13 protein-coding genes are annotated in these 13462 nt (G+C 71.6%); 9 read left to right on the top strand and 4 right to left on the bottom strand.

Going from position 1 to position 13462, the window contains the following annotated elements:
• Positions 1–165: 165 nt before the first annotated feature.
• Positions 166–1029, bottom strand: coding sequence for a biotin--[acetyl-CoA-carboxylase] ligase (locus FHX80_RS18975; RefSeq protein ID WP_145765265.1), 864 nt, complete (start codon positions 1027–1029; stop codon positions 166–168).
• Between the two features lie 133 nt (positions 1030–1162).
• Between FHX80_RS18975 and FHX80_RS18970 the strand changes: the two genes are divergently transcribed.
• The 4 genes from FHX80_RS18970 (at position 1163) to FHX80_RS18960 (ending at position 3912) form a co-directional block, all read left to right on the top strand.
• Positions 1163–2746, top strand: coding sequence for an acyl-CoA carboxylase subunit beta (locus tag FHX80_RS18970; RefSeq protein WP_145765264.1), 1584 nt, complete (start codon positions 1163–1165; stop codon positions 2744–2746).
• Between the two features lie 14 nt (positions 2747–2760).
• A complete protein-coding gene (locus tag FHX80_RS18965) occupies positions 2761–2967 on the top strand; it encodes an acyl-CoA carboxylase subunit epsilon (RefSeq protein ID WP_145765263.1) in 207 nt (68 codons plus the stop codon).
• A 151-nt stretch (positions 2968–3118) separates the two neighbouring features.
• Positions 3119–3247, top strand: a complete 129-nt coding sequence (gene mmpB / locus FHX80_RS36405; RefSeq protein ID WP_280118751.1) for a morphogenic membrane protein MmpB — start codon at positions 3119–3121, stop codon at positions 3245–3247.
• Between the two features lie 47 nt (positions 3248–3294).
• Positions 3295–3912 (top strand): Maf family protein, encoded by a 618-nt coding sequence (locus FHX80_RS18960; protein WP_145765262.1) that lies wholly within the window; start codon positions 3295–3297, stop codon positions 3910–3912.
• 93 nt (positions 3913–4005) lie between these two features.
• Here the strand turns inward: FHX80_RS18960 and FHX80_RS18955 are convergent, their stop codons facing one another.
• Positions 4006–4455: a hypothetical protein gene (locus FHX80_RS18955; protein ID WP_145765261.1), complete on the bottom strand. Its 450-nt coding sequence runs from the start codon at positions 4453–4455 to the stop codon at positions 4006–4008.
• A 396-nt stretch (positions 4456–4851) separates the two neighbouring features.
• On the opposite strand from FHX80_RS18955, the gene FHX80_RS18950 reads away from it, so the two are divergent.
• Together FHX80_RS18950 and FHX80_RS18945 are read left to right on the top strand one after the other, a co-directional pair.
• Positions 4852–6606 (top strand): ATP-binding protein, encoded by a 1755-nt coding sequence (locus FHX80_RS18950; RefSeq protein ID WP_145765260.1) that lies wholly within the window; start codon positions 4852–4854, stop codon positions 6604–6606.
• A 154-nt stretch (positions 6607–6760) separates the two neighbouring features.
• Positions 6761–7348 (top strand): TetR/AcrR family transcriptional regulator, encoded by a 588-nt coding sequence (locus FHX80_RS18945; protein WP_145767379.1) that lies wholly within the window; start codon positions 6761–6763, stop codon positions 7346–7348.
• 48 nt (positions 7349–7396) lie between these two features.
• Here the strand turns inward: FHX80_RS18945 and FHX80_RS18940 are convergent, their stop codons facing one another.
• Both FHX80_RS18940 and FHX80_RS18935 read right to left on the bottom strand, forming a co-directional pair.
• Entirely contained in the window at positions 7397–8359 is a 963-nt protein-coding gene (locus tag FHX80_RS18940) for a DeoR/GlpR family DNA-binding transcription regulator (RefSeq protein WP_145765259.1), read from the bottom strand.
• A 187-nt stretch (positions 8360–8546) separates the two neighbouring features.
• Positions 8547–9986, bottom strand: a complete 1440-nt coding sequence (locus FHX80_RS18935) for an NAD(P)H-quinone dehydrogenase (protein WP_145765258.1) — start codon at positions 9984–9986, stop codon at positions 8547–8549.
• Between the two features lie 319 nt (positions 9987–10305).
• On the opposite strand from FHX80_RS18935, the gene FHX80_RS18930 reads away from it, so the two are divergent.
• The 3 genes from FHX80_RS18930 to FHX80_RS18920 all read left to right on the top strand — a co-directional run bounded on the left by FHX80_RS18930 (position 10306) and on the right by FHX80_RS18920 (position 13426).
• Positions 10306–10743 carry a gamma-glutamylcyclotransferase family protein gene (locus tag FHX80_RS18930; RefSeq protein WP_145765257.1) on the top strand — a complete coding sequence of 146 codons (438 nt, stop codon included), beginning with the start codon at positions 10306–10308 and terminating at the stop codon, positions 10741–10743.
• Positions 10744–10889: 146 nt separating this feature from the next.
• On the top strand, positions 10890–11714 hold the full coding sequence (locus FHX80_RS18925; protein WP_145765256.1) for a purine-nucleoside phosphorylase: 825 nt from the start codon (positions 10890–10892) through the stop codon (positions 11712–11714).
• A gap of 71 nt (positions 11715–11785) precedes the next feature.
• On the top strand, positions 11786–13426 hold the full coding sequence (locus tag FHX80_RS18920; RefSeq protein WP_145765255.1) for a phospho-sugar mutase: 1641 nt from the start codon (positions 11786–11788) through the stop codon (positions 13424–13426).
• Positions 13427–13462 lie beyond the last annotated feature (36 nt).

The following is a 13462-nucleotide window of genomic DNA, read 5'->3' as shown; positions in this document are numbered from 1 at the left end:
GATCTGTCGGTGGATCGCCTCAACGATACGGCAGGTGTGCCCTACCTCACGTCCTCAGGTCAACCGGATGCCGGGCGGGCCGGGAAATATCCGGTCGGGTGTCCGAGGGCGGTCCGGCGGCCGGACGCCTCCGGCCGTCGGCGCGCCCCGCGCCGGGCGCGCCGCTCAGGTCAGACCGCCCCCGACCCCCCTCAGATGCACGATGTCGCCCGCCGACACCGGCTCCTGGAGGCCGTCGCCGGTCGACAGGACCAGCCGCCCGTCCCCGTCGATGGCCACCGCCTCCCCGGTGAGCGTGCGGTCGCCCGGCAGCTGGGCCCGTACCGTCCGCCCGAGCGTCGCGCAGTTCGCCGCGTACGCCTCCCGCAGGCCGCTCACGGCCGCGTCGCCGTCCGCCGCGCGCCACGCCCCGTACCAGTGCTCCAGCGACCGCAGCACGCCCCTGAGCAGCGTCTCGCGGTCCGTGGAGACCGCCCCGGCCAGGGCGAGCGAGGCGGCCGTGGGGGCGGGCAGCTCGTCCGCGCGCAGGGAGACGTTGAGGCCGATGCCGATGACGACGCCGTCCCCGGCCCGTTCGGCCAGGATGCCGCCCGTCTTGCGCTCCTCGCCGCCGACCGTGACCAGCAGGTCGTTGGGCCACTTCAGTGCCGTGTCGACGCCCGCCGACCGCTCCAGGCCGGCCGCCACCGCGACACCGGTGAGCAGCGGCAGCCAGCCCCACCGCTGTGCCGGTACGGCGCCGGGGGTCAGGTAGACGGAGAGGAACAGGCCCGAGCGGGCCGGGGCGGACCAGGTCCGGTCGAGGCGCCCCCGTCCGGCGGTCTGCTCCTCGGCGACCAGGACGGCACCCTCGGTGAGGCCGGCCGCGCGCCGCGCGAGGTCGGAGTTGGTGGACCCGGTGGTGTCCACGACGTCGAGGGAGCTCCACAGCCCGCCCGGCCGGAGCAGACCGCGCCGCAGCGCGGGAACGTTCAGGGGCGGCCGGTCCAGGTCCGACCAACGGCTGTGAGACGCATCCGAAGGTGTCATGCAAGCCACCCTAGGTGTGTCAAACGACGCACTGCCGAACCGTATCCGCGCCGATACGCTACGGGGCAGTAGCTGTTCATCCGCTGATCAGCAGCACAGTCGTCCCCGTGACCAGGCAGGGAGCCGCAACCCGATGTCCGAGCCGGAAGAGATCGACATCCACACCACCGCGGGCAAGCTCGCGGACCTGCAGCGCCGTACCGAAGAGGCGACCCACGCGGGTTCCGCGCGCGCGGTGGAAAAGCAGCACGCGAAGGGCAAGCTGACGGCGCGCGAACGCGTGGAGCTGCTGCTCGACGAGGGCTCCTTCGTGGAGCTCGACGAATTCGCCCGGCACCGTTCGACGAACTTCGGGATCGAGAAGAACCGCCCGTACGGGGACGGTGTCGTCACCGGTTACGGCACGGTCGACGGCCGCCCCGTCTGCGTGTACTCGCAGGACTTCACCATCTTCGGCGGCTCGCTCGGCGAGGTCTACGGTGAGAAGATCGTCAAGGTGATGGACTTCGCGCTGAAGACCGGCTGCCCGGTCATCGGCATCAACGACGGAGGCGGCGCCCGCATCCAGGAAGGCGTGGCGGCGCTGGGGCTCTTCGCTGAGATCTTCCGGCGCAACGTGCACGCGTCGGGTGTCGTCCCGCAGATCTCGCTGATCGTCGGACCGTGCGCGGGCGGCGCGGTCTACTCCCCCGCGATCACCGACTTCACGGTCATGGTCGACCAGACCTCGCACATGTTCATCACCGGGCCCGACGTCATCAAGACGGTCACCGGCGAGGACGTCGGCTTCGAGGAGCTCGGCGGCGCCCGCACCCACAACACCACCTCCGGGGTGGCGCACCACATGGCGGGCGACGAGAAGGACGCCATCGAGTACGTCAAGTCGCTGCTCTCGTACCTCCCCTCGAACAACCTCTCCGAGGCCCCGGCCTTCCCGGAGACGGCGGATCCGGGAACCACCGACGAGGACCGCGAGCTGGACACGCTCATCCCCGACTCGGCGAACCAGCCGTACGACATGCACACCGCGATCGAGCATGTGCTGGACGACGGCGAGTTCCTGGAGACCCAGGCCCTGTTCGCGCCGAACATCCTCACCGGCTTCGGCCGGGTCGAGGGCTATCCGGTCGGCATCGTCGCCAACCAGCCGATGCAGTTCGCCGGCTGCCTGGACATCAACGCGAGCGAGAAGGCCGCGCGGTTCGTCCGCACCTGCGACGCCTTCAACGTGCCCGTGCTGACCTTCGTGGACGTGCCCGGGTTCCTGCCCGGCGTCGACCAGGAGTACGGCGGCATCATCCGCCGCGGCGCCAAGCTGATCTACGCGTACGCGGAGGCCACGGTCCCGCTGATCACGGTGATCACCCGCAAGGCGTTCGGCGGCGCGTACGACGTCATGGGCTCCAAGCACCTGGGCGCCGACATCAACGTCGCCTGGCCGACCGCCCAGATCGCCGTCATGGGCGCACAGGGCGCCGTCAACATCCTGCACCGCCGCACGATCGCCGCCGCGGAGGATCAGGACGCGACCCGCGCTGAACTGATCGCGGACTACGAGGACGCGCTGCTCAACCCGTACGTGGCGGCCGAGCGCGGCTACGTGGACGCGGTGATCATGCCGTCCGAGACCCGGGGCCATGTGGTCAAGGGGCTGCGGCAGCTGCGGACCAAGCGGGAGTCCCTGCCCCCGAAGAAGCACGGCAACATCCCTCTCTAGAAAGGGCTCTGGCCATGATCAAGGTCGTACGGGGCAACCCGACCCCGGAGGAGCTGGCAGCCGCGCTCGCGGTCGTCCAGGCACGTGCCGCGGCGGTGTCCGCCGTGTCGTCCGGCGCACCGGAGCTGCCCGGACAGTGGTCCGACCCGGGCCGGGTCGCCCGGCGCGGCCGTCATCTGCCGGGGCCGCGCGCCTGGGCGCGCACGTACTGGCCCGGGTAGTCGCGGACCGTCACCGGAGGCCCGGACCCCTCGCGTCGCTCGCGGGGTTCCGGGCCTCCGGCGCGTACCGGACGGATCTGGTCCGTTGGCGCGGGGCGGCTGAGTACCCGTACTCAGGCGCGGGCGCGGTCCTCGCAGCAGGATCGGAACCATGCTGTGGTCGGACCCGGAGAACAAGCCGCCGAAAGAACTGCGCGACGCCCAGGACATGATGCGGCGCGTGGGCCTGGTGCTCGCGCTGGCCATGGTGGTCGCCATGTTCGTGCTCGGCACGCGCTGACGGGCCCGGCCCCGGGGCCGGGCCGCCCGCACCGGCTGATTTGTACGATGGCGCGCATGACTGATCTCGTTCCCCGCCGTCTCGTGCTCGCCTCCGCCTCCCCCGCCCGCCTCGGTCTGCTCCGGCAGGCCGGCTTCGGGCCCGAGGTGATCGTCAGCGGGGTGGACGAGGACGCGCTGAGCGCCCCGACACCGGCCGCGCTGGCACTGGTGCTCGCCGAGGCCAAGGCCGCCGTCGTGGCCGCGCTTCCGGAGGTCGCGGGGGCCCTGGTCATCGGGTGCGACTCGGTGCTCGAACTCGACGGCGAGGCGCTCGGCAAGCCGGCCGACGCCGAGGAGGCCACGGCCCGCTGGAAGTCCATGCGGGGGCGGTCCGGAGTACTGCGGACGGGTCACAGCCTGACCGACACCGCGACCGGGCGGACAGTCTCCGAGACCGCGTCCACGACGGTCCGCTTCGGTGAGCCGACGGACGCCGAGATCGCCGCCTACGTGGCCTCCGGCGAACCGCTCCACGTGGCGGGCGCGTTCACCCTCGACGGGCGCTCGGCGCCGTTCGTGGACTCCATCGACGGCGACCCGGGCAATGTCATCGGGCTCTCGCTGCCGCTGCTGCGGCGGCTGCTGGGCGAGCTGGGGATTCCGGTCACCGACCTGTGGGTCTGAGCGAACCGGCCGGTCAGGCGCGCGCCGTCCGGTCAGGCCTGGGCTGGGTCATCCGGTCGGAGTTGCGCCGTCCGGTCGGGCCGGGTCTTCCGGTCAGGCCGGGGCCGGGGCCGTCGGCTTCTCGTCAGCGGCACCGGCGGCCGGCTCCTCGTGGTCGGCGCCGTACATCACCAGCGTCAGCACGATCAGGCCGAGCACCACCATCATGAACGCGAACGCGTTCCAGCCGATCAGCCCCACCGTCAACGCGCCCAGCACCCCGTGGACGACGGCGCAGCAGATGAGGACGGTCCGGGCGATCCGGCCCGGGGCCCGGTCACGGATGCCGGTCAGCAGGAGCAGCACACCGCACAGCAGCAGGAGCAGCCCGGAGACTCCGCCCATCGCCCAGGTGCCGTTGGCCATGACGCCGGGATCCATCCCCGCCAGGGACATGTCCTGGTTCTTGACGAACGTCGCCATGACGCCGTTGATGATCACGATGCCCACGGCCTCCGCGAACAGCACGATCGCGGCCGTGAAAGCCACCGGCCTGCGCGTCACGCGCTCACCCCCTGTTACCTGCAGTACGTGCGATAGCGCGGACCCTACTCAGCGGTAAACCTTCGTACAAGAGGTTGGGCAACCTTCGCGCCCCGACCCGCCCCGTGACGGGCCTGCCGCACCCGCTGCCGTTCGTCGGGCAAAGAATCGCGCAGCCGTTAGTAGGAATCAGACAAAGAAACACCGGGCCTCGCTGCCCGTATCGATAGAGACCTGGACCACACCTCGTGGCTACTGTTCGGTCATGGTTCCCGGCGTACCGTGGTGCCACAAGGGATTTCGCGACTCGAGCAAGCCTCGAATCACACTCCGTGTGGGCAAGCTCACCATTGGGGACGGGTCGTAGGACCGTGTCGGTAGTCCCTAAACTCAGCTTGTTTCAAGGAGGGAGCCATCGTGCGCAAGGTGCTCATCGCCAACCGTGGCGAAATTGCTGTCCGTGTTGCCCGAGCTTGCCGGGACGCGGGAATCGGGAGCGTGGCCGTCTACGCAGACCCGGACCGCGACGCTCTGCATGTGCGTGCGGCCGACGAGGCATTCGCTCTGGGCGGTGACACCCCGGCCGCCAGTTACCTGGACATGGCCAAGGTGCTCCAGGCTGCCAAGGACTCCGGGGCGGACGCGATCCACCCCGGTTACGGATTCCTCTCGGAGAACGCCGAGTTCGCCCAGGCCGTGCTGGACGCCGGTCTGACGTGGATCGGTCCGCCGCCGCAGGCGATCCGGGACCTCGGTGACAAGGTCGCCGCCCGTCACATCGCCCAGCGCGCCGGTGCGCCGCTGGTCGCCGGTACCCCGGACCCGGTCGGGGGTTCCGCCGAGGTCGTCGCCTTCGCCGAGCAGCACGGGCTGCCGGTCGCGATCAAGGCCGCCTTCGGTGGTGGCGGGCGCGGGCTGAAGGTCGCCCGCACGCTGGAGGAGATCCCGGAGCTGTACGACTCCGCGGTCCGTGAGGCCGTCGCCGCGTTCGGGCGCGGGGAGTGCTTCGTGGAGCGCTACCTCGACAAGCCGCGGCACGTGGAGACCCAGTGCCTGGCCGACTCCCACGGCAACGTGGTCGTCGTCTCCACCCGTGACTGCTCGCTCCAGCGCCGGCACCAGAAGCTGGTCGAGGAGGCCCCCGCGCCGTTCCTGTCCGAGGCGCAGAACGCCGAGCTGTACGCGGCGTCGAAGGCGATCCTGAAGGAGGCCGGCTACGTCGGCGCCGGCACGGTCGAGTTCCTCGTCGGCACGGACGGCACGATCTCCTTCCTGGAGGTCAACACCCGCCTCCAGGTCGAGCACCCGGTCACCGAGGAGGTCACCGGTCTCGACCTCGTGCGCGAGATGTTCCGCATCGCCGACGGCGAGGAGCTGGGCTACGGCGACCCGGCCGTGCGCGGTCACTCCTTCGAGTTCCGGATCAACGGCGAGGACCCGGGCCGGGGCTTCCTGCCCGCCCCCGGCACCGTCACCGTGTTCGCCCCGCCGAGCGGTCCCGGTGTCCGCCTCGACGCGGGCGTCGAGTCCGGCTCGGTCATCGGCCCCGCCTGGGACTCGCTGCTGGCGAAGCTGATCGTGACCGGTGCGACGCGTGAGCAGGCGCTCCAGCGCGCGGCCCGTGCGCTGGCCGAGTTCAACGTGGAGGGCATGGCCACCGCCATCCCGTTCCACCGCGCGGTCGTCGCCGACCCGGCGTTCACCTCCGACCCGTTCCGGATCCACACCCGCTGGATCGAGACGGAGTTCGTCAACGAGATCCCGGCGTTCGCCACCCCGGCCGCCGCGGAGGCGGACGAGGAGTCCGGCCGCGAGACCGTGGTCGTCGAGGTCGGCGGCAAGCGCCTCGAGGTCTCGCTGCCCTCGTCGCTCGGTATGAGCCTGGCCCGTACCGGACTCGCCGCGGGCGCCAGGCCCAAGCGCCGCGCGGCGAAGAAGTCCGGCTCGGCGGCCTCCGGCGACACCCTCGCCTCCCCGATGCAGGGCACGATCGTGAAGATCGCGGTGGAGGAGGGCCAGGAGGTCAAGGAGGGCGATCTGATCGTCGTCCTCGAGGCCATGAAGATGGAGCAGCCGCTCAACGCGCACCGCGCCGGCACGGTCAAGGGCCTCGCCGCCGAGGTCGGCAGCTCGGTCTCGTCCGGTGCCGTCATCTGCGAGATCAAGGACTGACCCCCGCTCCACCCGTTCCGCCGGCGCCCCTGTCATGTCGTACGACGTGACGGGGGCGCCGGTCATGGGGCGCCGTGACACCGCCTCCGGCGTACTGCGCCGGACGGGCGATGGCATCCTGGACACCTGCGGCGGATTCAGGGAGGACTGCGTGATGGCGACGAGCACGGCGGGGACACCGGCCCGGCCCATGCGTGCCGACGCGCGCCGCAATTACGACCGGCTGCTGACCGAGGCCCGTACCGCCTTCGCGGAACACGGCACGACGGCGTCCCTGGAGGATGTCGCGCGATGTGCGGGGGTGGGGATCGGCACGCTGTACCGGCACTTCCCGACCCGGCACGCGCTGATGAGCGCCGTCTTCCAGGAGGCGGTGGCCGACCTGATCGCCCGCTCCCGCGAACTGGCCGGGACGGAGCGGCCGTGCGACGGGCTGGTGGAGTGGCTGGGCGCGATCATCACTCATGCGGGTGAGTACCGGGGGCTGGCCCAGGCGCTCATGTCGACGTGCCGGGACGAGACTTCGGCGCTGTCCCGGTGCAATGTGCCGCTGCGCGAGGCGGGTTCGGTGCTGCTGGCCCGTGCGCAGGCGGGCGGGGCGGTGCGGGCCGATGTGTCCATCGACGACCTGATGCAGCTCACGAACGCGATCGCGCTGGCCGCGGAGCAGTCGCCGGGCGATCCGGAACTGGCGGGGCGGCTGCTGACGCTGACGTTGCAGGGGTTGCGGGCGACGGGCTGACGCCCGCCCCCGGGGCTCCGCGCCTCGAACGCCGGCGAGGCCGGATCATCACCGGCGGCGCAGGTCCGCCACCCGTGCCCGGTCCCCCTGCCCCTGCTCCGCCAGCACCGGCGCCGTACCGCGCAACTGCTGCGGCCCGCCGCTGTGCGTCCGCCGCTGCCCCGGCAGGGGCATGTCGCGGCGGTTGGTCCGGCCGGGCGGCGCGGAGCCGGCCGGAGCCGGGGCACCTCCGGCGCCGGCCACCGCGATCTGCACGCCTTGGTCCGCCAGGGCCTGCAGCTCCGCCGCGGCACGGTCGTCGTGCGCGGCCGGTTCGTCCGTCACCAGACGGGTGATGAGGTCCGTCGGCACGGTCTGGAACATGGTGTCGGTGCCGAGCTTGGTGTGGTCCGCCAGGACCACCACCTCACCCGCCGCCTGCACCAGCGCCCGGTCCACGCTCGCGGAGAGCATGTTGGACGTGGAGAGGCCGCGTTCGGCGGTGAGCCCGCTCCCGGACAGGAAGGCGCGCGAGACCCGCAGCCCCTGGAGGGACTGCTCGGCCCCACTGCCCACCAGGGCGTAGTTGGAACCGCGCAGGGTGCCCCCGGTCATCACCACTTCCACCCGGTTGGCATGGGCCAACGCCTGGGCGACCAGCAGCGAATTGGTGACCACGGTCAGACCGGGGACCCTCGCGAGCCGGCGGGCCAGCTCCTGCGTGGTCGTACCGGCGCCGACCACGATGGCCTCGCCCTCTTCGACGAGACCGGCGGCCAGATCGGCGATGGCCGTCTTCTCCGCGGTGGCGAGATGGGATTTCTGCGGAAAGCCGGACTCCCGCGTAAAACCGCCCGGCAAGACCGCACCGCCGTGCCGGCGGTCGAGGAGTCCTTCTGCCTCCAGTGCCCGCACGTCCCGCCGTACGGTCACTTCGGAGGTCTGGACGACGCGGGCGAGCTCACGGAGCGATACCGCCCCGTTGGCACGCACCATTTCGAGGATCAACTGACGACGTTCTGCAGCGAACACGAAACTGACAGTAACGTGACTGCCCGAGAGTTTTCAGCAGTTTGCGCCGAATAACAGAAGTTGTACATACAAGGGGCCGCCAAGTGGTATAGGCGGCCCCGTTGTTGTTCCCTACTGATCGCGGACGGCCGTCGGCCCGCCCGAGTTGCCGGGAGTTACCGGGGAATGCGGGGCTCCCGGAGACGTTCTACGCCTCGCCCGCCTGCTTACGGGTGTGCAACTGACGGGCCACTTCCGCGATCGATCCCGACAGGGACGGATACACAGTGAAGGCGTTTGCGATCTGTTCCACCGTCAGATTGTTGTCGACCGCGATCGAGATGGGGTGGATCAGCTCGCTCGCCCGCGGTGCGACGACACAGCCGCCGACCACGATGCCGGTGCCGGGCCGGCACAGTATCTTGACGAAACCGTCCCGGATGCCCTGCATCTTGGCGCGCGGGTTGCGCAGCAGCGGCAGCTTGACGACGCGGGCGTCGATCTTGCCACTGTCGACGTCGGACTGGCTGTAGCCGACCGTGGCGATCTCCGGGTCGGTGAAGACGTTCGAGGAGACCGTCTTCAGGTTCAGCGGCGTCACCGCGTCGCCGAGGAAGTGGTACATCGCGATCCGGCCCTGCATCGCGGCGACCGAGGCCAGCGCGAAGATCCCGGTGACGTCACCGGCCGCGTAGACACCCGGGGCGCTGGTGCGGGAGACCTTGTCGGTCCAGATGTGGCCCGAGTCCTTGAGCCGGACCCCGGCCTCCTCCAGGCCCATGCCCGCGCTGTTCGGGATCGCGCCGACCGCCATCAGGCAGTGCGAGCCGGAGATGACCCGGCCGTCGGCGAGGGTGACCTCGACGCGGTCTCCGACGCGCTTGGCGGACTGGGCGCGGGAGCGGGCCATCACGTTCATGCCGCGGCGCCGGAAGACGTCCTCCAGGACGGCGGCCGCGTCCGGGTCCTCGCCCGGCAGCACCCGGTCCCGGGACGAGACGAGGGTGACGCGGGAGCCGAGGGCCTGGTAGGCGCCGGCGAACTCCGCACCCGTGACACCCGAGCCGACCACGATGAGCTCATCGGGGAGCTCGTCGAGGTCGTAGACCTGGGTCCAGTTCAGGATCCGCTCACCGTCGGGGAGCGCGTCCGGGATCTCCCGGGGGTGGCCGCCGGTCGCGATCAGCACGGCGTCGGCCAGGAGCGTCTCCTCCGTGCCGTCGGCAGCGGTCACCACGACCTGGCGGGAACCGTCGGCGGCCTGGAGTCCCTCCAGACGGCCGCGTCCGCGCATCACCCGCGCACCCGCACGGGTGACGGAGGCGGTGATGTCGTGGGACTGGGCGAGCGCCAGGCGCTTCACCCGTCGGTTGACCTTGCCCAGGTCGACGCCGACCACGCGCGCCGCCTGTTCCATGTGCGGCGTGTCGTCCGCGACGATGATGCCCAGCTCTTCATACGAGGAGTCGAAGGTGGTCATCACCTCTGCCGTCGCGATCAGGGTCTTCGAGGGCACGCAGTCGGTGAGCACGGACGCGCCGCCGAGGCCGTCGCAGTCGACGACGGTCACCTCCGCGCCGAGCTGGGCGCCCACCAATGCCGCCTCGTACCCGCCGGGTCCGCCGCCGATGATCACGATCCGGGTCACGAAAGTCCGCCTCGCGTTTCTCGTCCCACGGCCGTCTGCTGTCCCGGCCGGGGTCCGGGGGGTCGCCCCGGGGGAATGCAGTACGTACTTCATTGTCCCGCACGCGCCAAGGTGCTTCGCCCCGGGGCCCTCCATACGTGCACCGGGCCTTCCGGGCGGGGCCCGCGAATCCTGGCGCCGGAGCCCCGCGCGGCCCCGTGCGGGGCCCCGGTCGGACTCCCGCCCGGTACCCCGGCCGGACCCTCGGCCGGACCCCCGGTCGGGGGTCTTCCTCACAGGAATCGACCTCCCCGGGGCCACCTCCCGTACCCTCGACCCCATGTCGCTCTACGCCGCATACGCCGGCAACCTCGACGCGCGGCTGATGACGCGCCGCGCACCGCACTCGCCGCTGCGCGGCACCGGCTGGCTGAACGACTGGCGGCTGACGTTCGGCGGTGAGCAGATGGGCTGGGAAGGCGCGCTGGCCACGGTCGTGGAGGCGCCGCGCTCCCAGGTCTTCGTCGCCCTGTACGACCTGGCGCCGATGGACGAGGACTCCATGGACCGGTGGGAGGGTGTCGGCCTCGACATCTACCGGCGGATGCGCGTCCGGGTGCACACCCTGGACGGCGAGGAGCCGGCCTGGATGTATGTGCTGAACGGTTACGAGGGCGGCCTGCCGTCTGCCCGCTACCTCGGCGAGATCGCGGATGCCGCCGATTCCGCGGGCGCACCGCACGACTACGCGATGGAGCTCCGCAAGCGCCCCTGCTGAGCCCGGACAGCCCCTCTGAGCTGCCCTTTCCTCAGGATCGCCGCGGGATCGCCGCCGGAACGCTGTGGGAAAGCACGAACGGATGCCCCAGGACTCTGTACGGGGCCATCTACGCGCGTAGGGAATCAGCGGTTACGCTCATCCGCGTGAACGCATCAGTTATTCCGGACCACATCCAGGGCGACCCGCGCGCCGCCGCCACCGACGCCGCCGCCCGCCTGCGCGAGCTCACCGGTGCCGAGACCCACGACGTCGCACTCGTGATGGGCTCCGGCTGGGCACCCGCGGGCGATGCGCTCGGCACTCCGGAGGCCGAGTTCCCGGTGACCGACCTGCCGGGATTCCCGGCCCCCGCCGTCCAGGGCCACGGCGGCACGATCCGCTCGTACCGGATAGGCGAGAAGCGCGCCCTGGTCTTCCTCGGCCGTACGCACTTCTACGAGGGCCTCGGCGTCGCCGCCGTGGCGCACGGGGTGCGTACCGCGGTCGCAGCGGGCTGCAGGACGGTTGTGCTGACGAACGGCTGCGGCGGGCTGCGCGACGGCATGCGCCCCGGGCAGCCGGTCCTGATCAGCGACCACATCAACCTCACGGCGGCGTCGCCGATCATCGGCGCCAACTTCGTCGACCTCACCGACCTGTACTCGCCGCGGCTGCGGGCGCTGTGCAAGGAGGTCGACGAGACCCTCGAAGAGGGCGTGTACGTGCAGTTCCCCGGCCCGCACTACGAGACGCCGGCCGAGATCAACATGGTCCGCACGATGGGCGGCGACCTGGTCGGCATGTCCACCGTGCTGGAGGCGATCGCGGCCCGCGAGGCGGGGGCGGAGGTGCTGGGCATCTCGCTGGTGACGAATCTGGCGGCGGGGCTGAGCGGCGAGCCGCTCAACCACGAAGAGGTGCTTCAGGCCGGACGCGACTCGGCGACCCGGATGGGCTCGCTGCTGGCCCGTCTGCTCGACCGCATCTGACCCGGGCCCACCCGTTTCCGGGGCGGAGCCCCACCACACACGACAGCTTCACCCCGGAAAGGCGGACCACCGTGCAGCAGGACCTCATCGCCCGGGCCAGGAGCTGGCTCGCCGAGGACCCGGACCCCGACACCCGCGACGAGCTGGCCAAGCTCATCGAGACCGAGGACCTCGACGAGCTCGCCGGCCGCTTCGCCGGCACCCTCCAGTTCGGTACCGCGGGGCTGCGCGGTGAGCTGGGCGCCGGGCCGATGCGGATGAACCGCGCCGTCGTCATCCGCGCCGCCGCCGGGCTCGCCGCGTACCTGAAGGACCAGGGGCACGCCGGCGGCCTCGTCGTCGTCGGCTACGACGCCCGCTACAAGTCCGCCGACTTCGCCCGCGACACCGCGGCCGTGATGACCGGCGCCGGTCTGCGGGCGGCGGTGCTCCCCCGCCCGCTCCCCACCCCCGTACTCGCGTACGCCATACGGCATCTGGGCGCCGTCGCGGGCGTCGAGGTGACCGCGAGCCACAACCCGCCGCGCGACAACGGCTACAAGGTCTACCTCGGCGACGGCTCGCAGATCGTCCCCCCGGCGGACGGTGAGATCGCCGCCGCGATCGCCGCGGTCGGCCCGCTGGACACCGTTCCCCGCCCCGACAGCGGCTGGGAGACCCTCGGCGACGAGGTGCTGGACGCCTATCTGGAGCGTACGGACACCGTGCTCGACGCCGGATCGCCGCGTACCGCCCGTGTCGTCTACACAGCGATGCACGGCGTCGGCACGTCCGTGCTCACCGCGGCCTTCGACCGGGCCGGTTTCCCCGCCCCGGTCCTCGTCGCCGAGCAGGCCGAGCCGGACCCCGCGTTCCCCACCGTGGCCTTCCCCAACCCGGAGGAGCCCGGCGCGATGGATCTCGCCTTCGCCACCGCACGCCGCTCGGACCCCGACATCATCATCGCCAACGACCCGGACGCCGACCGCTGCGCCGTCGCCGTCCCGGACCCGGACGCCGACGGCGGCTGGCGGATGCTGCGCGGCGACGAGGTCGGCGCGCTGCTCGCCGCGCACCTCGTCCGTCGGGGTGTCACCGGCGTACTCGCCGAGTCGATCGTGTCGTCCTCGCTCCTCGGCCGGATCGCCGAGAAGGCGGGACTGGGCTACGAGGAGACGCTGACCGGCTTCAAGTGGATCGCCCGGGTGGACGGTCTGCGGTACGGCTACGAGGAGGCGCTCGGCTACTGCGTCGACCCGGACGGCGTCCGCGACAAGGACGGCATCACGGCCGCCCTCCTCGTCGCCGAACTCGCCTCCGTGCTCAAGGAGCGGGGCCGTACGCTGCCCGACCTGCTGGACGACCTCGCGGTCGAGCACGGGCTGCACGCAACCGACCAGTTGTCGGTCCGGGTCGAGGACCTGTCCGTCATCGCGGACGCCATGCGCCGCCTGCGCGAGCAGCCGCCGACCGCGCTCGCCGGCCTCGCCGTCACCGCGGCCGAGGACCTGTCGCACGGCACCGCGCAACTGCCGCCCACGGACGGGCTCCGCTACCACCTGGAGGGTGCCCGGGTGATCGTCCGCCCGAGCGGCACCGAGCCGAAGCTCAAGTGCTACCTGGAGGTCGTGGTGCCGGTCGCCTCGGCGGAGGAGCTGCCCGCGGCCCGCGCGAGGGGTGCGGAGCTGCTCGCCGGGATCAAGCGGGATCTGGCGGCCGCGGCCGGGATCTGACAGCACTCCCGGTACACACGTAGAAGGAGGGGCCCC

Source organism: Streptomyces brevispora, from assembly GCF_007829885.1.
GTDB lineage: Bacteria > Actinomycetota > Actinomycetes > Streptomycetales > Streptomycetaceae > Streptomyces > Streptomyces brevispora.
This window is presented reverse-complemented; position numbering and strand designations above follow the sequence as displayed.

Bases quoted from the DNA above. Each gene is read 5' to 3' on its own strand.
- FHX80_RS18975 (WP_145765265.1), bottom strand. From the start codon at position 1,029: ATGACACCTTCGGATGCGTCTCACAGCCGTTGGTCGGACCTGGACCGG.
- FHX80_RS18930 (WP_145765257.1), top strand. From the start codon at position 10,306: ATGTCGCTCTACGCCGCATACGCCGGCAACCTCGACGCGCGGCTGATG.
- FHX80_RS18965 (WP_145765263.1), top strand. From the start codon at position 2,761: ATGATCAAGGTCGTACGGGGCAACCCGACCCCGGAGGAGCTGGCAGCC.
- FHX80_RS18960 (WP_145765262.1), top strand. From the start codon at position 3,295: ATGGCGCGCATGACTGATCTCGTTCCCCGCCGTCTCGTGCTCGCCTCC.
- FHX80_RS18970 (WP_145765264.1), top strand. From the start codon at position 1,163: ATGTCCGAGCCGGAAGAGATCGACATCCACACCACCGCGGGCAAGCTC.
- FHX80_RS18945 (WP_145767379.1), top strand. From the start codon at position 6,761: ATGGCGACGAGCACGGCGGGGACACCGGCCCGGCCCATGCGTGCCGAC.
- mmpB (WP_280118751.1), top strand. From the start codon at position 3,119: ATGCTGTGGTCGGACCCGGAGAACAAGCCGCCGAAAGAACTGCGCGAC.